22 protein-coding genes and 1 pseudogene are annotated in these 26,042 nt (G+C 61.2%); 15 read left to right on the top strand and 8 right to left on the bottom strand.

Translation table 11 applies throughout. The features are described 5' to 3' along the window. Positions 1–12: 12 nt before the first annotated feature. On the top strand, positions 13–237 hold the full coding sequence (locus ABD819_RS12495; RefSeq protein WP_345124811.1) for a hypothetical protein: 225 nt from the start codon (positions 13–15) through the stop codon (positions 235–237). Here the strand turns inward: ABD819_RS12495 and ABD819_RS12490 are convergent. The 3 genes from ABD819_RS12490 to ABD819_RS12480 form a co-directional block, all read right to left on the bottom strand. Beyond that, complete coding sequence (locus tag ABD819_RS12490) at positions 234–1,466, bottom strand: BamA/TamA family outer membrane protein (RefSeq protein ID WP_345124809.1); 1,233 nt, start codon at positions 1,464–1,466, stop codon at positions 234–236. The two genes, ABD819_RS12495 and ABD819_RS12490, sit on opposite strands and share 4 nt — an antisense overlap. A 115-nt stretch (positions 1,467–1,581) precedes the next feature. Next, positions 1,582–1,902: a (2Fe-2S) ferredoxin domain-containing protein gene (locus ABD819_RS12485; protein ID WP_345124806.1), complete on the bottom strand. Its 321-nt coding sequence runs from the start codon at positions 1,900–1,902 to the stop codon at positions 1,582–1,584. A 56-nt stretch (positions 1,903–1,958) separates the two neighbouring features. After that, on the bottom strand, positions 1,959–2,348 hold the full coding sequence (locus ABD819_RS12480) for an ArsR/SmtB family transcription factor (RefSeq protein ID WP_345124804.1): 390 nt from the start codon (positions 2,346–2,348) through the stop codon (positions 1,959–1,961). A 100-nt stretch (positions 2,349–2,448) separates the two neighbouring features. Between ABD819_RS12480 and ABD819_RS12475 the strand changes: the two genes are divergently transcribed. The 3 genes and pseudogenes from ABD819_RS12475 to ABD819_RS12465 all read left to right on the top strand — a co-directional run bounded on the left by ABD819_RS12475 (position 2,449) and on the right by ABD819_RS12465 (position 5,106). After that, complete coding sequence (locus ABD819_RS12475) at positions 2,449–3,138, top strand: carboxypeptidase-like regulatory domain-containing protein (RefSeq protein ID WP_345124802.1); 690 nt, start codon at positions 2,449–2,451, stop codon at positions 3,136–3,138. Between the two features lie 108 nt (positions 3,139–3,246). After that, a pseudogene (locus tag ABD819_RS12470) lies at positions 3,247–3,639 on the top strand (GxxExxY protein). Between the two features lie 93 nt (positions 3,640–3,732). Next, the gene (locus tag ABD819_RS12465; protein WP_345124800.1) at positions 3,733–5,106 is read left to right on the top strand and encodes an NAD(P)/FAD-dependent oxidoreductase; all 1,374 of its coding nucleotides are present in this window, start codon (positions 3,733–3,735) and stop codon (positions 5,104–5,106) included. An 87-nt stretch (positions 5,107–5,193) separates the two neighbouring features. Here ABD819_RS12465 and ABD819_RS12460 read toward each other — a convergent pair whose 3' ends face one another. From ABD819_RS12460 to ABD819_RS12440, 5 genes are all read right to left on the bottom strand, one after another. Beyond that, complete coding sequence (locus tag ABD819_RS12460; protein WP_345124797.1) at positions 5,194–6,471, bottom strand: M16 family metallopeptidase; 1,278 nt, start codon at positions 6,469–6,471, stop codon at positions 5,194–5,196. 200 nt (positions 6,472–6,671) lie between these two features. Continuing rightward, positions 6,672–7,925 carry a type IX secretion system outer membrane channel protein PorV gene (gene porV / locus ABD819_RS12455; protein ID WP_345124795.1) on the bottom strand — a complete coding sequence of 418 codons (1,254 nt, stop codon included), beginning with the start codon at positions 7,923–7,925 and terminating at the stop codon, positions 6,672–6,674. Positions 7,926–7,974: 49 nt separating this feature from the next. Next, complete coding sequence (porU, locus tag ABD819_RS12450) at positions 7,975–11,985, bottom strand: type IX secretion system sortase PorU (RefSeq protein ID WP_345124793.1); 4,011 nt, start codon at positions 11,983–11,985, stop codon at positions 7,975–7,977. A gap of 137 nt (positions 11,986–12,122) precedes the next feature. Further along, positions 12,123–12,818, bottom strand: a complete 696-nt coding sequence (locus ABD819_RS12445; protein WP_345124791.1) for a CDP-alcohol phosphatidyltransferase family protein — start codon at positions 12,816–12,818, stop codon at positions 12,123–12,125. Positions 12,819–12,927: 109 nt separating this feature from the next. Further along, positions 12,928–13,581 carry an MBL fold metallo-hydrolase gene (locus tag ABD819_RS12440; RefSeq protein WP_345124789.1) on the bottom strand — a complete coding sequence of 218 codons (654 nt, stop codon included), beginning with the start codon at positions 13,579–13,581 and terminating at the stop codon, positions 12,928–12,930. Positions 13,582–13,748: 167 nt separating this feature from the next. On the opposite strand from ABD819_RS12440, the gene ABD819_RS12435 reads away from it, so the two are divergent. The 11 genes from ABD819_RS12435 (at position 13,749) to ABD819_RS12385 (ending at position 26,015) form a co-directional block, all read left to right on the top strand. Next, a complete protein-coding gene (locus ABD819_RS12435; protein WP_345124787.1) occupies positions 13,749–14,816 on the top strand; it encodes an NAD(P)/FAD-dependent oxidoreductase in 1,068 nt (355 codons plus the stop codon). 106 nt (positions 14,817–14,922) lie between these two features. Beyond that, positions 14,923–18,153 (top strand): hypothetical protein, encoded by a 3,231-nt coding sequence (locus tag ABD819_RS12430; protein WP_345124785.1) that lies wholly within the window; start codon positions 14,923–14,925, stop codon positions 18,151–18,153. A gap of 114 nt (positions 18,154–18,267) precedes the next feature. Then, complete coding sequence (locus ABD819_RS12425; protein ID WP_345124905.1) at positions 18,268–18,939, top strand: heme exporter protein CcmB; 672 nt, start codon at positions 18,268–18,270, stop codon at positions 18,937–18,939. 22 nt (positions 18,940–18,961) lie between these two features. Next, positions 18,962–19,717, top strand: a complete 756-nt coding sequence (ccsA, locus tag ABD819_RS12420; protein WP_345124783.1) for a cytochrome c biogenesis protein CcsA — start codon at positions 18,962–18,964, stop codon at positions 19,715–19,717. Beyond that, entirely contained in the window at positions 19,707–19,952 is a 246-nt protein-coding gene (locus ABD819_RS12415) for a CcmD family protein (protein ID WP_345124781.1), read from the top strand. Before ccsA (ABD819_RS12420) ends, ABD819_RS12415 begins: the two co-directional genes overlap by 11 nt. A 101-nt stretch (positions 19,953–20,053) precedes the next feature. Further along, the gene (locus ABD819_RS12410; RefSeq protein WP_345124779.1) at positions 20,054–20,482 is read left to right on the top strand and encodes a cytochrome c maturation protein CcmE domain-containing protein; all 429 of its coding nucleotides are present in this window, start codon (positions 20,054–20,056) and stop codon (positions 20,480–20,482) included. A 66-nt stretch (positions 20,483–20,548) separates the two neighbouring features. After that, positions 20,549–21,652 carry a hypothetical protein gene (locus tag ABD819_RS12405; protein WP_345124777.1) on the top strand — a complete coding sequence of 368 codons (1,104 nt, stop codon included), beginning with the start codon at positions 20,549–20,551 and terminating at the stop codon, positions 21,650–21,652. 61 nt (positions 21,653–21,713) lie between these two features. Then, positions 21,714–22,133, top strand: a complete 420-nt coding sequence (locus ABD819_RS12400) for a nucleotidyltransferase substrate binding protein (RefSeq protein ID WP_345124775.1) — start codon at positions 21,714–21,716, stop codon at positions 22,131–22,133. Between the two features lie 3 nt (positions 22,134–22,136). Further along, positions 22,137–22,469, top strand: coding sequence for a nucleotidyltransferase domain-containing protein (locus ABD819_RS12395; protein WP_345124773.1), 333 nt, complete (start codon positions 22,137–22,139; stop codon positions 22,467–22,469). A 15-nt stretch (positions 22,470–22,484) separates the two neighbouring features. After that, complete coding sequence (ccsA, locus tag ABD819_RS12390) at positions 22,485–25,088, top strand: cytochrome c biogenesis protein CcsA (protein WP_345124771.1); 2,604 nt, start codon at positions 22,485–22,487, stop codon at positions 25,086–25,088. A gap of 129 nt (positions 25,089–25,217) precedes the next feature. Beyond that, the gene (locus ABD819_RS12385; RefSeq protein WP_345124769.1) at positions 25,218–26,015 is read left to right on the top strand and encodes a Rossmann-like and DUF2520 domain-containing protein; all 798 of its coding nucleotides are present in this window, start codon (positions 25,218–25,220) and stop codon (positions 26,013–26,015) included. Positions 26,016–26,042 lie beyond the last annotated feature (27 nt).

Raw genomic sequence — 26,042 nt, 5'->3', positions numbered from 1 at the left:
ACCCGCCACCGGATGCGTGACTTACCTGCCAGCCGGCATCAACCCCACAATCATTTAAATATCAGTACATTATTTTTAGCCAAAGTTGCAGAGCAGCAAAGCGTCCTGGGCACGAAATTTAATTGCTACCCTATCGAAAGCGCCGATTATCCACTAGTCAGCGCAGACTCAAGGAAAGCAAAAAAGCCTCTCCCGCAAGCAGGAGAGGCTTTTATCGGATTAAAGCATAGCGGTTAGAATGCTTCGCCGATGGCGAAAAGAATGCCTGGTGCGCTGCCGGTACCGCCAGCGTAGTCGAGGCGCAGATTTACCCGGTCGCGCTGCAGGAAGTTGAAGCGGATGCCTGCTCCACCGGCGTACTTGGTGTTGTTGAGGGAGAACTTGTCGACGTACTGACTCACGTTGCCCACGCCACCGAAAACGGCCGCGTCGATGCGCCAGAACAGTTTCTGGCGGAGTTCCGCCTGGAACATCACCATCTGACGGTCGCGGAAGCGCTGCTCGTAGATGCCGCGCAACAGGTTGGCGTTGTTGTAGAGCGTGCCGCCCAGGTTGGCCCCGATGCCCGCCAATTCACGGAAAGGCACATCGCCGGTATGAAACTGACCCAGAAACTGCATGGCCAGAATCGTCTTGGTCGAGCGAATCGGCTGGAAGTGGCGGGCGTCGAGCTGGTAGCGCACAAAGCGGTAGTCGGAACCCAGACCAGTACCGTTGAAGGTCGCCCCAAAGTCAAGCAGACTGCCGTGGAAGGCGGCCAACGGCACATCGCGGGTGTCATAGGTAATAACCGGACCGAGGCCCGATATGCGGGTTTTCTGACGCTCTCGCTCCGTCACGCGCGGGTCGCTATTGAATACGTTGGTGCGGTTTTCGTCCACATTCCGGGCGGGGGCATCAACTTTTGAGATGTCGGTGAGGCGGTACTGGGCGCCGAAGAACAGCTTGGGAGCAATCTGCTTTTGCAGGCGCTGGTTGATGATGAATAGCTTGTAGGATGTTTCCGACTCGTCAGCACTGACAGTATTTGGCCCTTTTCCGTAGTAGTACAGCAGAATATCGTAGGCGCTGATTTCGCCGTTGAGGTAAAATTTCTCGCCCGGCGTGTAGATAGCATGCACCAGTTGTAGCAGCGACTGGCCCTTTTGAGTGGTCCAGTACTGTACCCGAGCATTGGAAGGCCGCGTCAGGGTGTCAGTCGAGAAGCGGCCGCTCAGCAGCCCGCCCAGACCGTAGCCGAAACCGGTTTCGGCCTGGTAAAAAATCACGGGAATGGGTAGTAGCGTGAGGGTCTTGTTCTTACCTAGCTGCCCGAAAGACTTTGGAGCCATTGCCTGCGTGGCCAAAGGAGCCAAGCCCGGAGCTGTCGCGGGCGCAGTGTAAACGGAATCGGGTGGGGCAGCCGGCTGAGCAGCGGCACGAAAAGCCAGCCCGGTCAGTAGCAGGGCTGCGAGAGAAAATCGCATGGGAGCGGTGGGTAAATACTGTTAAATTGCCTTATCAACGGATAAGGCCCGCCTACGGTTGGCATCCCGTGAGCATTCCGCGTTACGTGCCCGCCGGCTCAGCCGCCGGGTTCATTTATTTATCAATGCGTAAGCGCTTTACTATTTTGCCCAGGCCCAGGTGCTGGGCTACCAGCTCGGCGACATCTTCGGGGCGTACATCGCCATACACGGTGCCTTCGGGATAGACGATGAGGGCCGCACCGGGCCCTTTTTTGCAATGCTTGCACAGGTCGAGGCAGTCGCAGGTCTGCACCTGAGTGCGCAGCTTTTCACCGTCGACCACCTGCTTGCCGAGGCCTTGGCGCTTCAGCTCTTTTTTGAGGGCACGGGCAACCTCAGCCCCGATTTCGGATTTTTGTTTGGTGCACACAAACAGGTGACGGGTGTGGCTCATGCGGGACGATACATTTTAGGATAGACAGCTATACCGCCCGCATCGCCCGCGGGCGCTTACGCCGGACCGTGCCAGTGCCGGTTTTGCAGCTTATACGCGGCCAGCTCCCGGTTCGACCACAGGGTTTGGTACACTTGCTGGTCGTGCAGCAGCTGGGGGTCTTTTTCCATGAAGGCAAGCAACTGCTGCACCAGCTCGGCCGCCTCTTCCTTCAGAAAATAGTACATCCAGTTATCCAGTCGCCGCACGTTCACCAAACCTGCATTCTTTAAGTATGCTAATTGCCTGCTGGTTTTCGTCTGGGTGAAATCGAGCACCTGCTCCAGGTCGGCCACCACCATTTCGTGGTTGCGCCAGAGCAAATGCAGGATGCGCACCCGGCTTTCGTCGCCCAAAGATTTAAAAAGTTGCTGCCCAAAAGCAACTGTGAAATGTTTCAAGCGCATCTACTGTCTGGGAAGGGACGGACATCCTTCGTTCTTTCCGCTCAAAGTTACCATCGGCCCCGAATCCGGAGCCGTATATTTGCCCTTCCCTGTCCCGAATATGCCTGATTTCTTGCGCCTTCGCCGATTCTCTTTCTTTTTCGCCCTCGTTTTGCTGGGCGGGCTGCTGCTGGCCGCGCCCGAAACGCACGCCCAGGGCAAGCGCCGGGTCATCCAGTTCACGGGTATTGTGGCCAGCGGCGACAGCCTGCTGGGCGTGCCGGGGGCCACGGTGTACGTGCCCAAGGCCGGGCGCGGCACGGCGTCCAACGCCTACGGCTATTTTTCGCTGGCCGTGCTGGCCGGCGACAGCATCATCATCCGTTCGCTCGGCTACGCCAACTATCTCATCGTCATTCCCCCCGATTACCAGCGGCAGAGCTACTCGATAGTGGTGCAATTGCAGGAAGATGCCACCATGCTGGGCGAGGTGCGCGTGTTTCCCTACACCACCGAGCGCGACTTCAAAAAGGCGTTTCTGGCCCTGCGCCTGCCCACCGAGCGCGGCAGCGCCGCCGCCGCCAACCTCAACGAGGAGCTGATGAACCGTATTTTTCGGACCCAGCCCATGGGCGCGGTGGCCAACTTTCGCCAAACCATGCAGCAGCAGCAGTTTGAATACGACCGTCGCCAGGGCATGGGCCCCAGCCAGTATTCCAACAACCCGCTGCTTAACCCCTTCAGCTGGCTGCAGCTGATTCAGCAAGTGAAAAAAGGGGAATTCAAGAAGAAGGATACCGACGACTACTAACCTCGGATTAAACGGATTTCAACGGATTGAACAGATTTTTTGTGGTTCCGGCTTGTGGTTCTGCTGCTTGTGGTTCTGCTGTTTCCAATTCATTTTTCAGCTTGAATAATGGGCAGTTTTGTGGTAGTTGATGAGTACAATGAATTGACTCATCGCATCATTGGCCGCGCCATGACGGTACACCGGAAGTTGGGACTGGGATTTCCGGAGGTGGTTTATCAACGCGCATTAGCCATTGAGCTGTTTAAGCAAGGACTAACTGCGGAACGAGAAATTGAGCTCCCCCTATTTTAGGAAAACGAAAAAGTCGGCTTCCGAAGAGCCGACTTTTTCATTGAGCGTCGCGTACTGATAGAGTTGAAGGCGCTTGGTTGTCTGGAACAAGCGCACCATGCGCAACTACTCAATTACCTCGAAGCCTTCCAGATTCCGGTGGGCCTGCTTCTACACTTTGGTTCGGGCAGCCTGGAAGTCAAAAGACTTTTGAAGCGCCTCAAATAGCCCCTGACAAACCCTCAGCGCTACGAGCCATAAAAGCCGGAACCACAAAAAATCTGTTTAATCCATTGAAATCTGTTTAATCTGAGGTCCCCCATGGATACTAACCTTCCCATTTCGGCGCACCCGCGCGTAGTTATCATCGGCTGCGGCTTTGGCGGGCTGCGGCTGGCCAAGGCCTTGCGCAAAGCCCCCGTACAAGTCGTGGTCATCGACCGCAACAACTACCATAATTTTCAGCCCCTGCTCTACCAGGTGGCTACCGGGGCGCTGGAGGCCGACAGCATTGCCTACCCCATTCGCAAGATTTTTTCGGGCCAGGCCAACTTTTTCTATCGGATGGCCGACGTGCAGCGCGTCGACCCGGCCCGCAATACCCTGACCACCAACGTCGGCGATATCCGCTACGACTACCTGGTGCTGGCCACGGGCTCGCTCACCAATTTTTTTGGGCTGGAAAGCATCGAGCGCAATGCCATGCAGATTAAGAGCATCCCGAATGCGCTGAACCTGCGGAGCTACATTTTCCAGAACTTCGAGAAAGCCCTGCTCACCGACGACCCGGCCGCCAAGCAGGCGCTGCTCAACATCGTGGTGGTGGGCGGCGGGCCCACGGGGGTCGAAATCAGCGGCTCGCTGGCCGAAATGCGCAAGCACGTGCTACCCAAAGACTACCCGGAGCTGGACCTGAGCGCGATGCAGATTTTTCTGGTGGAAGCCGGACCCGAATTGCTCGGGTCGATGTCGCCGGCCTCGCAAGCCGACGCCAAGCGCTACATGGAAGAATTAGGCGTGGCGGTTCGCCTCAATACCCCGATTAACAAGTACGAAGACGGCAAGGCCTACTACTCCGACACGGAATTTATCCCAACCGAGAATCTGGTGTGGGCCGCCGGCGTGAACGGGGCCGAAGTACCCGGCCTGCCCGCCGAGGTAGTGGCCCGCAACAAACGCATTGTCGTGAACCCCTGGAATCAGGTGCAGGGCCAGCCCAACATCTTCGCCATCGGCGACGTGGCCAATATGGTGACCGCCGACATGCCCCGTGGCCTGCCCATGCTCGCGCCCGTGGCCCAGCAGCAAGCCGAACACCTGGCTGCCAACCTCCAGCGGCTGATGCGCGGCGAAACACCCCGGGATTTTGTGTACAACAACAAAGGCTCGATGGCCATCGTGAGCCGCAATAAGGCCGTGGTGGACCTGCCTAAAAACGTCCATTTCAACGGCTTCTTCGGTTGGCTCACCTGGCTGTTCGTGCACCTGATGACCCTGGTGGGGTTCCGCAACAAGGTGGTGGCGCTGGTCGACTGGGCCTTCAGCTACTTCAGCTCCGACCAGGCGCTGCGCCTCATCATCCGGCCCTTCAACCGCAAAGACATGAAGGACGACCCCGGCAAAGCCAGCGCCGAGCACCGCACCGCCACCCCCGAGTACACAGCCACGCCGCCAGCAATTCAGGCACCGGCTTAGCTGAGTTAGGAGTTAAGAGTTGGGAGTTAAGCCCGCAGACAGTCTGTTTCTCAACTCCTAACTTTTAACTCCTAACTCCTAACTCAATTAAAACCCGGCAATTACCGTTTGCAGCGCGGCCGGCGACAGGTATTCCCGCGCCAGTGTGCGAAGCGTCTCCGCATCGGCGCTTTCGGTTTGCTGCACGAATTCGGTGTAGTAATCGGCGGGCAGGCTCAGAAAAATCAGGCTCTTGTATTTGTCGCACTGCTCAAATACCGTCGATAATTCGTTGGCGAATTTGCCCAGAATGTAGTTCTTCACCGTTTCCAGCTCATCGGCCGGAATCAATTCTTCCTGCAGGCGGCACATTTCCATCTCAATCTCGCTCACGGCGAAGTCGGCGCTTTCGCCCTTCACATCGGTGCCGATAACCAGCGAAGTGCCAAACTCGCGCGGGGCCACGCTGGCGTAGATGCCGTAGGTCAGGCCCTTGTCTTCGCGGATGTTGCGCATCAGGCGCGAACCGAAATAGCCGCCAAAAACATTCACCAGCAGCTTGAGGCGGTGGGTATCGGGGTGGGCGGGCGCGGGCCACAGGCGGCCCATGCGCAGGGAGGCCTGCAGGCTGCCGGGCACGGCCACGCGGTCGGGGCCAGCCACGGCAAAGTGGTGCGCTTGCGCGCTTGCGCCGGTAGCCGCTACGGGGGCAGCCGCCGGCGCGGCACTGAAAGCGGCAGCCACCACGGCTTGCTCGGCCGCCACGTCGCCACACAGGAATAGCTCCGCATTATTGAAAGCATAAGCCGCCCGGTGAAAGGCCTGGGCTTCGGCGGCCGTCAGGGCCTGGTAGGCGTCGCTGTCGAAGGGCCGGCCATATGGGGTTTCCGCGCCAAACATCAGCTCATTGAACCGCTCCGAAGCCAGGTAGCTGGTTTTCTGGCGCTCAACGCGCACGTTCTGAATGGTGCGGGTTTTCAGCTGCTCCAGCTCGGCCGTGGGGAAAGCGGGGTTGGTCAGCACGTCAATCACCAAAGGCAGCAGCGTGGGCAGGTGCCGGGTGAGGCAGTAGAGCGTGAGCGTGGAGCGGTCGAAACCCGCGTCGCATTCCAACGAAGCGCCGTAGAAGGCGACTTCATCGGCAATCTGGCGGGCGGTGCGGGTGGTGGTGCCTTCCAGCAGCATGCGGGCCGTGAGGGAAGCCAGGCCGGGCCGGTTTTCAGCTAGCTTACCGGCCCGGAATACTGCTTGCAGGCGTACTACGGGTTGGGCATCGTTGGCCAGCACATGCAGGCGGGCACCGCTGGGCAGGGGTAGCACGTCGGCGGCAGGCAGGGTTACGCGGGCGAGCGGCTGAACGGGTGGGGCAATGGTGCGGTCGAGCATGAAAAGGTGGGGAAGTGGGGTAATGGGTAAAGAAGTAACGGGAAGACAAACTGAAACACGAACGTCATGCCGAGCGAAGCCGAAGCATCTCTACCGTGCAAATAACTGAATCGATTGGATTAGTTACGCAATAGAGATGCTTCGGCTTCGCTCAGCATGACGTTCTTTCTATTTCCGTCGGGCCATACCGACCAACAAACTTAGTTCGGAGGAGTTTCGCCGCTGGTGCCGCCGGCTCCGTTCTCATCGAAGGCATCGGCCAGCTTGTTGAGGTTGAAGTGCAGGGATACCCGGATGGTCTGGGCCAGTGGGTTGTTCTGCGAGTTGCTGCCGGTGGGCACCAGGTACGTTCCATCCACGCCAAACACCTGGTAGCGCAGGCCCAGGCCCAGGCTCACATACTGGCGGTCGCCCTTGTCTTTATTCTCGTAGAAGTAGCCGCCCCGCGCATACAGCAGGTCGTTGTAGTTGTACTCGAGGCCCGTCGAGAGGTTAATTTCTTTCAGCTCCTCACTGAAGCCGCCCGGTGCGTCACCGAAGGAACCCAGGATGCCACTGACGATGGATTTGTTCGCGCGCGAGTCGTTTTCGGCCCTGACGCGCGCCAGCTGCGCGTTGATTTCGGCTTGCGAAGCGCCCACCAGCGGCGCCTCGTAGAAGGGCGAGGGCACCAGCAGCTTATTGGCGTCGAACACCAGCGTGATTTTATTGTACTGGTCAATCTCGCGGGTGATGGCCGTGCCCAGCTTCAGCGTGGTGGGCAGGAAGCTCGGGTTCTCCACATCGTTATAAGTAATCTTATTGCCGATATTCAGAATCGAGGCCCCGAAAGCCAGGTTGTACAGGCCGGTGCCGATAGTGGCATCCTTGGAGTAGTACGCGCCCAGGTCGACGGCCGCGGCGTTGCCGGGGCGGGCATCGTTGCCGTTCACCGTGCCCACCAGGTTGGAGCGAATGTAGCGGGCCGAGATACCCACGCCGAAGTTGTCGGTCAGCTGCTGGCCGTAGGACACGGACACGGCATACTCCCTGGGGCTGAACGTGCCTTGGGGGATATTCTGACCATTACGGTAATCAATGGTGCCCAGGTCGAAGTACATCAGCGAAGCGCCGATGGCCGAGCGTTGGCCGATTTTGCCGTACCCCGAGAGGTACGACAGGCTCATATCGTCGGTAATGTTGCGCAGCCAGGGCGAGTACGACACCGAGGCGGCATACTTGTACTGCACGAAACCGAGCTTACCGGGGTTGAAATACCCGGAGTTGGCATCGGGCGAGGTAGCCACGCCGGCCTCTCCCAGGGCCGAGGCCCGGGCGTCGGGACTAAGCGTGAGAATGGGCACCGCCGTGGTAATAACCCCCTGATTCTGGGTGTTCTGGGCCTGAGCCGTGGCGGCTACAGCCAGCGAGCCGGCGAGCAGCGCCAAGCGTGAACGGGAAAAGGAAGACTGCATAGAGGAGAAAAAGAAGGCCATACGCGGCCCGGGCGCAAATAAACGCGGATTAATTGAGGATAACGAGTTTTTCGAATTTCGATGCCGTGGAATTGTTGGCCTGTGAACGCACGCTCACACGATATACGTATACACCGCGCGCCAGCTGGTCGTCGAATTCGTCGCGGCCATTCCAGGTGATGCTCTTCTGGTGGGCTTCGGTGCTGGGCACCACGGCGGTAAGGGTGCGCACCAGGCGGCCAGCCACCGTAAATATCTGCACCTGCACATCAAGCGTGCCGGCGATGCCGCCCGCCTGGTTGTGGTCGAAGAAGAACGTAGTAGAGCCGGCGAACGGATTGGGGTAGTTCAGGACGTGGTCGAGGGCCAGCTTTTCGTCGCGGGCCACCATGAACTCAATTTCCCGCTCCGCCGAGTTGTTGTACGTGTCCCAGGCCTTGAGGCGCAGCGAGTGCGGCCCGGTGGGCAGGTCCTTAAAGAGGTTGTTGACCTGGCCAGACTGGTCGCCTACTTCGGCCACGTATTTTTCGTTTAGCACCAGCACTTTGGCTGGGTCATTATCGAGCACGGCCGTAATATCGTGCCCAATGCCGGCCCCCGTGGTATTGATGCCGCTTTCATCGCTGAGCCTGGCCAGCAGCGTGGTATTCTGCGCGGTGAGACCGCCGAAAGCAAACGACAAGTTGTCCATAAACAGGTTGATGGCCGGCGGAATGGTGTCCTTCGGCACGCCACGGGCGGCACCACCAATCAGTTTCATCTGGTAGCCGTTGGCATCAACACGGTTTGTACCATCGAAGGCATAGAGACTGATTTTGCCCAGCCCGTGGTTGTAGTTGATGTCCTTGGGCACGATGAACGAGAGGCTGAACTGGCCATTCTTCACATCGGCCTGGCCGCTGTACACCACATTTTCCTGCACTTCTACCGGGCGCGGCCGGTCGGCCGAGGTGGGGTCTCCGCCGGCTTCGTCACCGAGAGTCATCACGGTGGTGGGCTTGTCGTAAATCGTGACCTGCGCCCGGCCGGTGAAACCGGTATTAGCGCTGCCGCCGTTCAGCAGGCGGCCGTGCAGGCGAATGCGGGCCAGGGCCTGGAGCGTATCGGCTGGCACCCAGGTACCCAGGCTGTTGCGCCGGTTGATGCTGTCGAGCACGACCGTCTGGCGCGGGTAGGCCAGGGTCATGCTGGGGTCGGCCAGCAGGGTGTAGTTGCGGTTGTTGATGATGCCCGACCGGCCGGGACCGGGAAAGTCGTTCTTGCTCAGCCGCACCACCGTGCCGATGCTGGGCATCTGGCCGTTGACGGGCTTTAGCACGCGGTTGAAATATGCCTGGTTCAGGCCGGCGTTCAGGGCAGCATCTACCACGCGGGTGGTGGTGAAGAGGCCCACCGCGCCGCCGGTGGGATTATCGGTCAGCGACTCCTCGCCGGCTGAAGTAAAGTCGGGATTATCGTAAGTGCTGAAGTCGCAGGTGCCGGTGGTGAAGAACGTGAGGTTATTGGGGTTGCGCAGGGCCAGCACCGAGGCGTTGGTCAAAATCTGCTCATCGGTCCAGCCCTTGGGGCCGCCATGGCCCAGGTAGTTCACAATCAGCGAGCCCTGCTCCACCGACTGGTCGATGGCGCGGTTGGCCTCGGGCGAGCGCTGCCCGGCCGATACGGCCACCTGCGGGTACAGGTCGAGGTACACTTTGTGGATGTTGTAGACCGGCGAACTAGCCTGCATGGGGGCCGATATCGTCTCCGAGCCGAAGCCCACGAACAGGTCGCCGTTGCCATCGTCCGACACCAGCGTAATGCGGTTGCGCCATTTACCGTAAGCCGCCGGCGAGTCGTAGCTGATGAGCTTATCAACCATCCGCTTGGCCTGCTCGGTGTTGGTTAGCTGGCCTTTGGGCTGGCGCACGGGCAGGCGGCCAATGCCCACGTCGAGCAGCTCGGTGCCCGGCCGCAGCTCATCCCATTCGCCCTCGTCGTCATCGAGGAGGCCAAAATAGTCATCCGAAGAATAGCTGGCCTGGCCGAATGCCCCGCCGTAGAACGGAGCCAGCGACTCGCGCGACTGGTACGTCGGCACGTAGTTCTGGTTGAAGGCGTCGAAGTCCGCGTCGTTTTTGAACGGCACCCGGTCTTTCCACCACGCGGGCCGGTTCTGGGGGTCTTTGCTGTTGTAGGGGTCCGACTTGTAGTCGAACGACGCATCGCCAAACAGCAGCAGCTGCATGCTTTTACGGGCCGGTGCCCGGTCATACAGCTGCTTCATAAAGTCGCGGATGGCCGTCACGTCCTGCCCACCCGAACCGAACTCGTTGTAAATCTCCGAAGTAGTGACCACGGCCGTGCGCAGGTTGTCGTGGCTGGTGCGGTGGTTGGCCAGCCGCAGGGCCTGGGCTTTGAAGGTGGGGTGCGTCACGATAACCAAATCGAGCGCGGGCCCGGTAAAGTTGAGGGCGTGCAGGTTCTGGTTTTCGACCCGGCCAAAGAGGCGGGGCGTGGCAAAGGCCGCGCCGGGCAGAAAGGCCACGTACTCGCGCAGCGTGTCGGCGGGGGCCACGAAGCTGCCCGCGTTGAGCGGCCGGGCCAGGGGCCGGCGCGGATTGGTCACGTCCCACACGGTGGCTCCGGCGGCATTGGCCACTTCGTACCGGTTCAGGGCCCCGGGCAGGATATTGGACAGGGAGCGGAACTCGAGCTGCGCCCCGCTCAGCCTGAGCTGACGCTGGGCGTTGATTTCCAGGTAGTCGAGGTAGCCACCGGCGTTGGGGTCGCTGCTGTTGTAGGTCAGGCCCACTTTTAGCTCGGTGCCAGGATTGGCCAGAAATCCCTGGTGGGTGGTGAGGCTCACCGTGGCGATGGCTCCGTAGTCGTAGTTGGGCCGGGCATCCAGCGCCGGATTGCCAAACGGCGTGGAATTGAGCGTGAGCTGGAACGAGCTGGCCGTGGCCGAGTTGGCCACCAGCGAAGCCACTACCCGCACCTGAGTGTTGGGCACCAGGTCGGGGATGTTGCTAAAGGCAAAATCCTTTTTCCCCCCATTCACAAAGCCCTCGCCCACCCAGTAGCGGCCGGAACGCAGCAGGTTGGCCAGGTCGTGCTCGTGAAAGTCGCGATAGGTGAAGGTGGTGATGGTGGGCGTACCGGCCGTGGGCGTGGGGGCAGCAGCGGTGGGCACGCGCAGGCCGGGGGTACCATTGGCCGTCACAAAGTAGAAAGCCGTGTCGGTGTAGATGTTGTTGCGGTGGCGGAATGCGCCCGCATTGGCTTCCCAGGTGTGGGCACCGGGCGAGTAAAACAGGAAATATTCGCCGTCGTTGAACACATTATCAGTGTTGCCCACGAATAGCACGTTGTTTTCGACCAGGTCGTCGGGGCGCGGGGCGGCGTTGGCCTGGGGCAGCAGGCCCATGGCATTGCCATAGAGGTGGATGTTGCGCGGGTCGACGCTCCCCGTGTTGACACCCATTTTGCTGAGGGTATTTTTGTCGAGCTTATAGATGCCGCTTTCGGCTACGCCCATCTTGTACCAGTCGCCGGTTCTCAGCACCGAGTTGGGGGCGTGGGTGCGGGTAGTGGCCGTGGTGCGGGCGGCGGTACCGCTCGGGTCTGCCGCGTAGGTATAGTCGAAAGAAACCAGGCGCTCGGGCTGGCCGGTCTGCGGGTTGCGGCGTGCGGGGCGCAGGCTCAGGTGGGTCACCGGCTGCTTCATCTCGGTGCCGATGGTGAGCTCGGGCTCGGGGCCGGCGGGCAGCTTGCTTAGGTCGAAGAGCTTGGCATCGGCGGCCGGAAAGGGCTCGTACACCATATTGGCGAGCTGGCCACCGGTCACGGTCCCGTTCAGCCGCAGGCTGAACCAGCCCACCTGGTCATCGAGGGCCTGATGCGCCTCGCTGAAAGTGGGCACCTTCTGCTTGCGCCCGCCCAGGGTGGGCACCTGCGCGTAGCCACCCCATTTTATCGCGCCGTGGGCCGTGGCCGAGCCGCCCGATTGGGCATGCGCCGGGGCCTTTCCACCCAATATCAACCCCGCAAATACAATGAAGAGAAAAATAGGACGCATACGATTCTATGTTTTTGACACCCCGGATTCCTGCCCTATTGTTGGCCCGCAACAGCACTACCAGGCAGCAGGTTCACCCGGTAGCAGCTTCTTAACAATCAGACATACTAATTATTGTGGGCCGAATGCCAAATAAATCAGCGGGCCGCCGTTTTGGGCACCGATAGCAGCACGTACAGCAACACCACAAGCGGTACGGCCGCGGCTTTCAGGACCAGCAATAATCCTGCCGCGAGCAGCAGGAACAAAAACCGGCGGCGGTTATCGGCCCAGCGCAGGTTCTTAAACTTGAGGGCGAAAAGCGGCAGTTCGGCCACCAGCAGGCCCGAGAGCAGCACCGTGAGGCCCAGCAGCAGCCAGGGACTCAGAATAATCGAGGCAATCCCGAACTGGTCGTAGGCCAGAATGAGGGGCAGCGAGGCCACCACCAGCGTGCAGGCCGGCGTGGGCAGGCCGATGAAGGAGGTTGTCTGGCGGGTGTCGTTGTTGAATTTGGCAAGCCGCAGCGCCGAGAAGATGCTGACCAGAAACCCGATGTAGGGAACCCACTCGGGCAGGCCGCCGGGGCTCACACCACGCGTCAGCAGCTGAAAGAAAATAGCGCCCGGCACCACGCCAAACGACACCATATCAGCCAGTGAGTCCAAATCTTTACCAATGGCGGAAGAAACCCGTAGCGCCCGCGCCAGCAGGCCATCGGCAAAATCGGCGGCGGCGGCGGCAGCCACAAACCAAGCCCCGACCTCCAGACGGCCCGCAAAAATATTGGTCAGCGCCAGGCAGCCGCATAACAGGTTCAGGCAGGTAACGGCATTGGGCAGGTGTTTTTTCATTTAACAGTTATCAATTAACATTTAACATTTTAACTACCTCACGCAACGCATTCCAAGCCGGCCCAGCCGCGCAAATAGCGCCAACCAACCAGCTGTTAAATGATAAATGTTAATTGTTAATTGAAGCTAGAAACGGGTTGCTGCGGCGCTCCTCCCCGATGGTGGTGGCGGGGCCGTGGCCGGGATATACGACGGTATCGTCGGGCAGGGTCATCAATTCCGTTTCGATGCTGTGCAGCAGGGTGGCGTGGTCGCCACCGGGCAGGTCGGTGCGGCCGATACTGCGCTGAAACAGCACATCGCCGCCAATGACGGTGGCCGTGGGCGCGTGGTAGAACACGACGTGGCCGGGCGCGTGGCCCGGCGTGAAGCGCACTTCCAGCTCAGTTTCGCCGATGTGCACGGGCTGGCCGGCCACCAGCTCGCCGGTTGGCTCGGCGGGCTGGTACTGCGGAAAGCCGTAGCTGGCCGCGTAAGTGGGCACGGCGCGCAGCGTAGCCAGGTCGAGGCGGTGCAGCAGAAACGGCGTGCCGGGCCAGGTGTTCAGCACAAACTGGTTGCCCAGCACGTGGTCGATGTGGGCGTGGGTATTGAGCAGCAGCGCCACCTGCAAGTTGTTGGCACTGATGTGCTCGCGCAGGGCCTGCTGCTCGGCGGACGCGTAGCAGCCGGGGTCCACGATGGCGCACTGCCGGGTGGCCTCATCAATAAGCAGGTAGGTATTTTCGGAGAAAGCGTTAAAAGTAAATCCGGCGACGGTCATGGCAAAACAGGGAATCTGAGCAATGCGGAAAGGTACGACGCTGCGCTTAATGAGGAATTGAGAATGAGAAATAGAAGAGGAGGAATGTTCTCATTCTCCCCAATTCTTCATTCTTAATTCTTCATTCTTAATTCCTCATTAAGCGCAGCGTTCCTACCTTGCCGGCCATGACAGATTGTGATTTTATCGTGGTGGGCCACGGCATTGCGGGCGCTGCTTTGGCCTACGTGCTGCGCGAGCGCGGCCACCGTGTGCTGGTGTACGACCCCGGCCAGGCCAACTCGGCCTCTAATGTGGCGGCGGGGCTGATGAACCCCGTGGCCGGCAAACGCTTTGCCCTGACGTGGCGGGCGGCCGAGCTGCTGCCCTTCGCGGCCACGTTCTACCGGGGGCTGGAGCAGCGCTACCAGCAGCCGTTCTTCACCGAAGCGCTTATTCTGAAGCTGTTTGCTTCGCTGGAAGAGCAGAATGCCGTGCTGGCCCGCAGCGCCGACCACCCCTGGGGCGATTTCCTGGCCGAGCTGGCCACCGCCAACCCGCAGTTGCCGGGCGTGAACGGGCCGTTTGGGGGCGCGTGGCTGCGGCACGGCGGGCACGTAGCGGTGCGCGAGCTGCTGGCCGCGCTGGAAGCCGAAGGCACCCGCGACGGCTGGCTGCGGCGCGAAACTTTTGACTGGACCCGCCTCGTTACCAGCCCCGACGGCGCGACGTACGCGGCGCAGGTGCGGGCCCGGCACGTCATCTGCTGCGAGGGCGCGGCCGCCGTCAATAACCCATATTTCAGCTGGCTGCCCCTCACCCCCAACCAGGGCGAGGTGTTGGACGTTGAATGCGCGGGCCTGAGTGCCAGCCAGGTTCTCAATCGGGGAGCCTACGTGGTGCCGCTGGGCGCGGGGCAGTTTCGGGTGGGCGCTACGTATAAATGGCCGCCTTTTGCCGATGGCCCCACGGCTGCCGGGCGCGAAGAACTAGCCGCCCGGCTGGCGGTTATCACCGACCTGCCGTTTGCCGTGAGGCAGCAGCGGGCCGGCGTGCGGCCCGCCGTGCGCGACCGCAAGCCGCTGCTGGGGCCCCACCCCACGGTGCCGGCGTTAAGCTTTTGCGGCGGCTACGGCTCCAAAGGCGTGATGATGGCGCCCCGGCTGGCGGTGCTGCTGGCCGACTGGCTGGCGGGCCAGGCCGATATCTGGCCCGATGTCAGCCTGCAGCGCTACGCGGCGCTGCGGCCGGTGTAACTTGAGTATCATTGAGCTGCGAGCGGCAGCTGTCGGCCCTAAACAAGCCTCCATTATTTTCACTCCCGCGACGGACTAATTTCTGTTTTTGCGCGTTCCTTCTGCTATGACCATTCCACTATTCGCGAAGCGCACACTGGGGGCCCTGGCGCTGCTACTGCCGGTGCTGCTGAGTTGCCCGGCTCAGGCGCAGACGGCCCAGGAACCCTTCGGCCGGGTGCGCATTCAGTACAAGGATTTCAACTGGCAGCAGCTGAGCACCCAGAACTTCAACGTGATGTACTACGCCGGGGGCGAGGCCAGTGCCCGCCGGGCCGCCGAGTACGCCGAGAAGGAGCTGCAGCGCATCACGGCCCTGATTGGCTACTACCCATATTCCAAAACCACCCTGCTGTTTTACAACTCGGTGGGCGACCTGCGCCAGAGCAACATTGGCCTAACGGCCACCCAGCAGCAGATAAACGGGGGCGAAACCCAGCTGGCCCGCATGAGTAAGGTGCAGATTGCCTTCAGCGGCCAGGAAACCGAGTTTAAGCGCGAGCTGAGCACCCAGATAACGGAAGTGCTGCTCAACGACATGATGTATGGCGGCTCGCTGAAGGAAGTGCTGCAAAGCAGCTACCTGCTCCAGCTACCCGACTGGTTTATCGGCGGGGCCTCGGCCTACGCGGCCGAGGGCTGGAGCGTGGACATGGACGGCTTCATGCGCGACATGAGCAAGCAGTACCCCACCGGCAACCGCACGGCTCCGTTCTTCCTGCGCAACTCCACGCTGGCCGGCCAGAGCATCTGGAACTTCGTGGCCGAGCGCTACGGCTACACCACTATTCAGAACATTCTCAACCTCACGCGCATCACCCGCGACGTGGAAGTGGGCATCAGCTCGTCGCTGAACGTGCCGTTTAAAGTGTTTCTGAAAGATTGGCTGACGTATTACCGCGAGCAGAACGGCCAGCCCGTGGCCTCGCTGGTGGAGCCGGACAAGAAGTTCCGGCTGGGCGGCCGCAACCGCCACGCCGACGTGTTTTCGCAGCCCGTCATCAGCCCCAACGGGCAGCTGGTGGCCTACGCCCAGAACGAGGGCGGCCGCTACCGCGTGATGGTGGTGAACCGCAACGGCGCGCGCCGCCGCATTCTGAGCCGGGGCGGCCACAAAACGCCCGACCAGCAGATTGAAGCCCGCCTGCCCGTGCTGGCCTGGCGCGGCAACACCCAGGTAGCCGTGGCCGAGATGAGCCGCGGCGAAATGACGCTGCGCCTGCGCGATGCCGACGGCCGCGGCCTGGTGCGGCGCGTGCGCGAAGCCATCAAGCTCAGCCGGCCCACGTCGCTGTTCGCGGCCTACGACCAGGTGCTGAGCATGAGCTACTCGCCCGATGGCAAGGCCCTGGCATTTAGCGCCGTGCGCAATGGGCAGAACGACATTTACCTGCTGCGCGCCGGCTCCCGCCAGCCCGAGCAGCTCACCAACGACCTGTTTGACGACGTGCAGCCGGTGTTTCTGCCCGGCGGGCAGGGCCTCGTATTCAGCTCGAACCGCTACCTCGACTCGGCGGGACAGGCCCGGCCGGCCACGTTTCAGAACGTGGTGAACAACTACGACCTGTTCACCTACCACCTCGATGGCCGCGCCACCCCCGTGGAAACGCTGGTGAGCACGATTTCGAACGAAACGCGGCCCCGAGCCATCAGCGACGATGAAATCCTGTACCTGGGCGAGGAAAGCGGCGTGCGGGCGCTGTATCGGTACTCCATCAGAAACAAGCAGCGCACGCTGCTCACCAACTGGCTGCCCAACACCCAGGACTTCGACTACAGCGCGTTGACGTCGGCCCTGGTGTTTGTGGCTCCGGCGCAGGCCCGCGATTTGCTGTACGCGTACCCTACTTTCCCGCTGTCTACCACCCTGGCCCTCACCAAAACCACCCGCCAGCAGGTGCTGGAAGACCGGTCGGCGGCCCCGCGGGCGGTGGCACCCAAGCCGGTGCCCGCGCCGGCAGCGGCTCCCGAGACAGCGCCCCCGGCCGACTCGGCCACGGCGCCGGTCCGCCGCAAAGCCGGCGAAACGGTGAATACCAGCGACTACCAGTTTGAGGAAGATGAGCCGGTGCAGGCCGCCGCATCCAAGCGCCGCCGCCTCACGCCCACGGCGGCTTCGCAGGCGGCGCAGGCCAAAATCGACGGCCCGGCCCTGACGGGTCCGTTCCGGTACGACACCCGCTTCATGGCCGATAATGTGTCGTCGGCGCTCTACATGGACCCGCTGCTGGGCCTGGGCCTGCAATTCAGGGCGGCGCTGACGGATGTACTGGAAAATCAGCGCATCGATGCCAGTATTTTCGGATTGTTCGACCTGCGTACCAGCAATATCCGGGCGTCGTACACCAACCTCACCAAACGCTACGACTGGGGCATTGCCTATCAGAAGCAAGCCTACTTTTTTGAGAGCTACCGGTTTGGCCGCCACGAGGTAGCCCCCACCATTGCCTATCCTCTCACCCACAACCTGAGTGTGCGCGGTGGCCCGCGCTTCGTCACCATCTCGCGCACGCTGCTGGGCAACGTGGCCACGGAAAGCGACAGCAGCTACAACTATATTGGCTACAATGGCGAGCTGGTATTTGACAACAGCGTGGCTACCGGCGTTAATATGGTGACTGGCACGCGCATGAAAATCAGTGTTACGAACTCTAATAACCTTGGCAACAAGAACGGCAGCTTCGGCAAACTGGTGGTTGACCTGCGTCACTACCAGAAAGTTAGCCGTTCTATCATCTGGGCCAACCGGGCCAGCTACGGACAGTTTTTCGGCCCCCGCAGCCAAACCTTCCGCATTGGCGGCATGGACGATTGGCTGAATGCCGGCTACGCGGGCTCCCGCTTCTTATCGGGCTACACCTCCGCCGACCAAATATTCAATCAGGAGTTTGTAACCAACCTGCGCGGGTTCGATTACGGGGCGCGCAACGGTCCGCGCTACGTGTTGTTCAACAGCGAATTGCGCATTCCTATTGTGCAGTATTTTGCTCGTCGCCCCATTTATTCCGGTTTCTTCCGCAACCTGCAGCTAACCGGCTTTGCCGATGCGGGCACCGCCTACTCGGGCACCAACCCCTTCAGCACCGACAATTCGGCCAATACGGAGATTAAGGGCGGCAGTGGCAACTACTTTTCGGCTACGGTTATCAACTTCAGCAATCCCTTCCTCATCGGCTACGGCGTGGGGGCCCGCACCACGCTGCTGGGCTTCTACGGCAAAGTAGACGTGGCCTGGGGCCAGGAAGACTATGTAACCAACGGTCCGAAATTCTACTTCACCCTGGGCTACGACTTTTAACCGCGTATTATCCGAACGTCATGCTGCACGAAGCCGAAGCATGACGTTCTTTTTTGTACCCTCGCGGCGCAGTCCGGTCGTATCTTTGCGGCCCGAAAGCCACCCCCGCCCGTGCTGCTGCTCCGCGAAATCTCCACCCTGCTAGCCAAAGACTTCCGCCTGGAATGGCGGCAGCGCGCGGCGCTGGGCGGGCTGCTGCTCTACGTGGGCAGCACGGTATTCGTGTGCTTTCTGAGCTTCAGCCTGCGCGGCGGCACGCCCCCGCCCCCGGCCTGGAACGCGCTCTTATGGATTATTCTGCTTTTCGCGGCCCTGAATGCCGTAGCGAAAGGATTTATGCAGGAAAGCCCCGGCCAACGCCTCTACTACTATACGCTGGTGCGGCCCCAGGCCGTGATTCTGGCCAAGATGCTCTACAATACGTTGTTATTGACGGTGGTGGCGCTGCTGGGCCTGTTCCTCTACACGGTTTTTCTCGGCAACCCCATTCAGGACCTGCCACTGTTTGTGGCCAACCTGCTGCTGGGGGCCGTGGGCTTCGCCACTACGCTCACGCTGGTGTCGGGCATTGCGGCCAAGGCCGGCGGCAACGGGGCCACGCTCATGGCCATTCTCGGCTTCCCGCTGATGGTGCCCATGCTGCTGCTGCTCATCAAGGTGAGCAAGAATGCGCTGGATGGCCTGGACCGGGGTCTGAGCCAGCAATCCATACTCACGCTGCTGGCCCTGAACGTGATTGTGGGGGCCACCTCCTACCTGTTGTTCCCTTTTTTGTGGCGCGGCTGATTCGCTTTTTACCGAATTCATTATGAGTACAGCAGCAATTATTGGCAGTGTATCGGGCCTGGCCCTTACGGTGGCGGGCGTGTGGGGCGGCCAGCGGCTCATCGAGCAGCGCAGCGCCGGCCAAATCTGGAAGGGCATCACGGTGCTGCTGCTTATCGGCGCATCGGCGGTGGGCCTGTTGATACCAGTGCCGCCGCTGCCCATCGTGAACGAGAGCATCCGCAACCTGTTTTTTCACGTGCCGATGTGGTTTTCGATGATTATGGTGCTGCTGGTATCGGTATGGTATTCCATCCGCTACCTGCGCGAGCCCTCGGCCCGGCTCGATGTGCTGGCCCACGAATCGGCCAAAACCGGCATCGTGCTGGGCCTGCTGGGCCTGGCCACCGGCAGCCTGTGGGCCCGCTTCACCTGGGGCGCGTGGTGGACGCCCGACCCGCGCCTGAATGGTGCGGCCGTGGCCATGCTCATCTACGGGGCTTACCTGGTGCTGCGCGGCTCGTTCCGCGATGAGCAGCAGCGGGCGCGGGTGTCGGCTATCTATAACATTTTCGCGTTTGCGGCGGTCATTCCGCTGCTGTTTGTGCTGCCGCGCCTGAGTGGGCCATCGCTGCACCCGGGCCAGACCGGCAACCCCGGCTTCAGCCAATACGACCTCGACAACACCATGCGGCAGGTGTTTTACCCCGCCGTAATCGGCTGGATTCTGTTTGCCTTCTGGGTTACGCAGGTCAGCAGCCGCTTTGTTCTTTTGAAACTGAAACACGATGAAAACTAAGTTCTTCCCGCGCCTGCCGGGCCGTTTCCTGTTGTTGCTGCCGCTGCTGTTCGCAGCTTCCCTCGCCTTTGCCCAGGCTCCTGATGCCGCTCCCGAGATGGCCGACAGCCTGCGGGCCAGCGGCAAAATCTACGTGGTGGTAGCCGTGGTAGTCGTCATCATTGCCGGCCTGCTGGCTTACCTCATCTCGCTCGACCGCAAGGTGGGCCGTCTCGAACAGGAAATAAAAAAATAACCGGGCACCCAACCCGCCCCCAAATCTGTTACAAAGTGCTAGTGGCAATCACGCCAACTACAAAATCCGTGAAGTCCGCATAAATCCGAAAAATCCGTGATATGAAGAAGTCGCACATTTTTGTTCTGGCCATCATCGCCGTGGCCGCCGCCATCGTCTTCAGCACCACCGCCGATGCCAGCGTGTACGTGGGTTTTGGCGAGGCCCGGCAGCGCGCCGCCGAGGGCAACACCACCAAAGTACACGTAGTAGGCAAGCTGCCGCGCGATGCGCAAAAGCGCCCCGTGGGCTTGGAATACGACCCGTTGACGGACCCCAACTATTTTGCCTTCACGCTGGTAGACACCAACCGCGTGGCCCAGCGCGTGATTTACAGCAACCCCAAGCCCCAGGATTTCGACGCTTCCGAGCAAGTCGTTATTACCGGCTGCATGAAGGGCCAGATTTTTATGGCCGACAACATCCTGCTGAAGTGCCCCAGCAAGTACGTGAAAAAGGATTTGGATGGAGCCACAGCTTCGACCAACTAGTAGTTGGCAAGCCTTCAAGCACCTCAGCACCCGGTTTCTGAAACGATACTTCGCTTCGGAAACCGGGTGCTGTTTTTATTGGCGCTGGCCGTAGGAATCATTTCCAGCGCCAGTGCCCAGGTGGCCAACGACAACATCGAAAACCGCCGCGTACTGCGGGCCGAGGAAACCGTTTCTTCCAGCACCACCGGCTGCACCGTGCAGCGCACCTGCGTGGACGAGCGCCTGACCGGCAAGTGCATCGAGTACCACAACGACCAGTGGTTTGAGTTTACGCCGGCCACGTCGGGCCGCTACTTTATCAATATCGGGGGCCAGAAATGCCGCGATGTGCGCGGCGTGCAGCTGGTGGTGCTCACGGGCCAGCCGTGCCAGCCGGCTACCTACCGGGTGCTGAGCTGCACCTCGCTCGGCACGCAGGACGACGTGTTTGTGACGCTGGATTCGCTGCGGGCCGGCCAGCCCTACTTGCTGGACGTGGACGGCTACCTGAAGGACTTTTGCCAGTTCTCGCTTCAGGTAAGTCGTACGGCGGCGGGCATGCCCGTCAGCTACTTCCCGCCCAGCCCCAGCCGGCTGCTGCCCACGGCCAGCCGCGTGGTAGAGCTGCAATGGACGCTGCCCGATTCGCTGGCCAGCGCGCCCGCCTGCCGCGTCATGCGGCGCGAGATTCACCAGTACCGCAGCACCGAAGTGCGCCGCGTGCCCGTGCGCCGCGACACCTACGGCCGCGCTGAAACTAGCTACACGGTGGCTGATACCCTTCCCGGACCCGGCATCTATGACTACCAGATAGTAACGACCCGCGCCGAAAATGGCCCCGCGCCCACCCGCCTGCGCCAGTGGTGGTACGCCTATGGCACGGCCGCCACGGTGCCCCTGCCCGGCACGGTGGTGGCCCGCGATGTGGTGGCGCTGCCGCTCCGGAAATATCCCGCCAAGGCCCGGCTGTCCGTGGTCGTTACGGACCCGGCCAGTGGACGGGTGCTGCTGGCCCGGCAGCTCATCAACCAACCCGCCAACCGCCGCCAGGGCGAGCTGTCAGTTCGCAAGTGGCAGGCGGCCGGACTGGAAAAAATAGCGGTTGAAATTATTTGTCACCCCCCGCGCGGCGACTTTTTCACCGACCGATTGTTATTAAGTCTGCCGGCTCCGGCGGCGCGGCCGTAAATTTGCCCTTCGCTTTGGTCGGCCCGATGCTTTCTCAATTGTTTTTCCCGCATTCTGCTTCATGAATACGCTCGACTTCGCCGCTCTGGAACGCTGCCTGGCTACGCTGGAGCGCGCGTACTCCCGGCTGGTTGTTACCAGCCCGACCGACGATGACCACGACTTGTTTCGGGCAGCCTGTGTGAAGGAGTTTGAATTGATACTGGAAATCGTAGTGAAGCTGCTGCGCAAAGTACTGCGTGAATACGTGACATCAACCCGGGAGTTGAACGAGTTGCCATTCAAACATATTCTGCGGCTGGCCGCTCAGTACGGCCTGCTTAGCCTCGATGAAGTGGACCGCTGGCTGCTGCACCAAGATAATCGCAATACCTCAGCCCACGAATACGGAATGCAGTTTGCCGAAAAAATCGTCAGCTTCCTGCCCACTTTCATCAGCGACACCAAAGCGGTGCTCGCCACGCTGCGCCAACAAGCCTGACCCATGCTCGACCTGCGCCCCAAAGACCTGACCCTACTCCACGACCTGATGGCTCGGCACCTGCCCGCCGAGGTAGCCGTGTGGGCCTACGGCAGCCGCGTGAACGGCAACGCCTACGAAGGCAGCGACCTCGACCTGGTGCTGCGTACGCCCGACCTGGCAGCCCTGCCGGCCGGCCGGCTGAGCCGCTTTCGCGAAGCGCTGACCGACAGCAACCTCCCGATTTTTGTGGATACGCACGACTGGGCTTTGCTGCCCGAGTCGTTTCATCCGCGCATTCTTGCCCGTTACGAAGTGGTGCGCCCCGGCGTGCCCGCGCTGGCGGTACCCGCCTGATTTTACTTGTTGCTTATGAACTTATTAGTAGGACAAATCGGCCATCTGAGCGTCATCGTCGCCTTTGCGGCGGCGCTGGTGGCGGCGTATAGCTATTTCCAGGCCTCACGGGGCCGGGCCCTGGGCGAGGAGGATGCGAGTTGGCTGCGCATTGCGCGCGGCGCGTTTTTCGTGCACGGCGCGGCCGTATTATCGGTGATTGTTTGCCTGTTCAACATCATCCACGCGCACCGCTACGAGTACTACTACGCTTGGAGCCACAGCTCGAACCACCTGCCGGTGCAGTACATGATTTCCTGCTTCTGGGAAGGTCAGGAAGGCTCGTTTCTGCTCTGGATTTTCTGGCACGTCGTGCTGGGCTTCTGCATCATGCGCTTCAACCGCAAGTGGGAAGCGCCCGTGATGGCCATTTTCAGCGGCGTGCAGCTGTTTTTGGTGAGCATGATTCTGGGCGTGGTGCTGGGTGGAGTGAAAGTGGGCTCGTCGCCCTTTATTCTGCTGCGCGACTTCCTCACCGACCTGCCGGTGTTCAAGATGAACCCCAACTTCGTACCCAAAGACGGCACCGGCCTCAACGCCCTGCTCCAGAACTATTGGATGGTGATTCACCCCCCCACGCTGTTCCTGGGCTTCGCGCTCACGCTCGTCCCATTTGCCTTCGCCATTGCCGCGCTGTGGAAAAAAGAGCTGACGGCCTGGGTGAAGCCCGCTTTGCCCTGGACGCTTATCGGCGGCGGGGTGCTGGGCGTGGGCGTGGTAATGGGGGCCTACTGGGCCTACGAAACGCTGAACTTCGGCGGCTACTGGAACTGGGACCCGGTCGAAAACGCCGTGTACATCCCCTGGCTGGTGCTGGTAGCTTCGCTGCACGGCATGGTGCTGTGGCAGAAGCGGCGTACCGGCCTGCGCACCGCGTTTGCGCTGGTTATCGCCACGTTTATTCTCATTCTCTACGCCACGTTCCTCACCCGGAGCGGCGTGCTGGGCAATGCCTCGGTCCACTCGTTCACCGATTTGGGGCTGTCCGGCCAGCTGTTTATCTACCTGGCGGCCTTCATGGTCCTTTCCGTGGCGCTGCTGGTGTGGCGCTGGAAGGAAATTCCGATTTCGGAGAAAGAGCTGACCGCCTACAACCCTGAGCTGTGGGTGTTTGTGGGCGCTACGGTGCTGTGCCTGGGCGCGTTCCAGGTACTGTTCACGACCAGTATTCCGGTTTATAACTCCTTCATGGGCCTGCTGGGCATCAAGACTAACATTGCGCTGCCCGCCGACCAGATTGCCCACTACTCCAAGCTGCAGCTCTGGATGGGCGTGGGCGTGGCCCTGCTTTCGGGCGTGGCCCAAATCATGTGGTGGCAGCGGAATGATAAAACGACACTGGTGAACTCCCTGAGCGCCCCCACGCTGCTGGCGCTGCTGGGCACGGCCCTCACGGTGCTGCTGGTGCGCTACAACAACCTCACCATTTCGCCGGCCTACGTGGCGCTCACGCTGGCGGGCCTGTTTGGCGTGCTGGCCAACTTCGGCACCATCTTCACGCTGCTGCGGCGCGGGGTGCGGCTCTCGGGCGGCGCGGTGGCCCACCTGGGCATTGCCCTGATGCTGCTGGGCATTCTGGCTTCGTCGGGCTACTCCAATATCATTTCGCGCAACGTGTCGGGCCTGCTCTACTCGCGCGAATTCACCGAGGACCTGAACCGCGACAACGTGCTGCTGTGGCGCAACGAAACCACGCCCATGCACGGCTATCAGCTCACCTACACCGGCCAGTTTCTGGAAGTACCCGGCGTGCCCGGCTACGTCGATAAGCAGTTCCTGTTCCGTACCGATGACGAGTACAAGGCCGTGGCCCGGGCCCCCATCGCCAGCGAAGGCAAGACCTACTACAAGACGGGTGACACCCTCGAAATCCTGCCCGAGAACACCTATTACCGCGTGGCCTACAAAAACCAGAAGTCCGGCGAGCAGTTCGTGCTCTACCCCCGGGCGCAGGTGAACGAGGAGATGGGTGGCCTGCTGGCCTCGCCCGCCGTGAAGAAATTCTGGGGCCACGACATCTACTCGCACATCAGCTCCGTGCTCGACCCGCGCAAGGAAAAGCCCTGGAGCGAGGCGAAGGAACACATCCTGAGCATAGGCGACACCATTTTCCTCAATGACTATTTCGCCGTGTTTCGGGCCATTGAGCCGGCCCACGAAACCGCCGGCCTCAATATGCAAAAGGGCGACCTCGCCCTGCAGGCCGACATGATTGTGTCGGGTGAGCAGCGCCAGTACCACGCCCACCCCGTGTTCGTAGTTCGCAACCGCCTGGTGGGCCGCGTGCCCGACGAAGTGGAAGACCTCGGCGTGCGCCTGAGCCTCAATGCCATCGACCCGGTGAAGGGCAAGTTCACCTTCGCCGTAAGTACCAGCCAGAAAGATTACGTCATCCTCAAGGCCATGGAAAAGCCCTTCATCAACCTGCTCTGGAGCGGCACCCTGCTCATGGCCATCGGCTTTGGCCTGAGCGTGCGCCAGCGCGGCGGCAAAGGCGTATTAGCCACCGAGGCTACTCCCGAAGCTGAAGCCTCGGCCGAGGCCGGCAGCCGGGCCGCCCGGCCCCAGCCGGTAAGCTAACCGGGGTTTCCCCATAAGACCAAAAAGGCCATTCCAACCGCTGGACTGGCCTTTTTGCTGCCCAACAAATTACCTGGCCGGAACGAGCCTTGGGAACCAGGTTCCCAAAACCACCTCTTTAGCTGCGCGATGTTGCCTTCCCCCTCACCCCATTCCTTACGCATTGTCCTGTTTGGGGCGGGCCGCGTAGCCAGCCAGCTGGGCCCGGCGCTGGTGTCGGCGGGCCATCAGGTCGTTTTCGTTTGGAACCGCTCCGCGCCAGCGGCGACGGCCTTGGCGGCACGGCTGCCAGGCACGCAGGTGCTGGCAAATCTGGCCGCTCCGCTGCCTCCTGCCGATGTGTACCTGCTGGCCGTGCCCGATGCGGCCGTGGCCCCGCTGCTGGCTGGCACTACCTGGCCCAACGGGGCACTAGTAGCGCATTTGGCCGGCGCGTTGCCGCTCTCGGTATTTGACAATCAGCCGACGGTGCGCGGCGGGGTGTTTTATCCCTTGCAAACCTTCAGTCCCGGCCGCGAAATCAATTGGCCCGCCGTGCCGCTGTGCATCGAAGCCCGCGACGCGGCCGCCGAAGCTACCCTGCTGGCCCTGGCCGGCAGCCTCAGCCAGCACGTCCTCCGCCTCGATTCGGCCCAGCGGCTGAAGCTGCATGTGGCCGCCGTATTTGCCAACAATTTCACCAACCACGTGTTAGGAATTGCTGATGCGCTGCTGACGGAAGCGGGTTTGCCGCCCGCGCTGCTGGCCCCGCTGGTGTGCGAAACCGTAGACAAAGCCCTGGCTAACGCCCCGTTCAGCGTGCAGACCGGGCCCGCCGTGCGGCAGGACTTGCCCACCCTGGCCGCGCACGAAGCGGCCCTGGCGGCCCACCCGGCGTGGCAGGCGCTCTACGCGCAGCTCACGGCCAGCATCCAGGCGCAGCTTTGATGCCGGGACCGGGGAGAGTACCTTTGC

It is taken from the genome of Hymenobacter antarcticus, assembly GCF_039539545.1.
Classification (GTDB): Bacteria; Bacteroidota; Bacteroidia; order Cytophagales; family Hymenobacteraceae; genus Hymenobacter; species Hymenobacter antarcticus.
The sequence above is the reverse complement of the archived record's forward strand: the minus strand, read 5'-3'. Positions and strand labels throughout refer to the sequence as shown.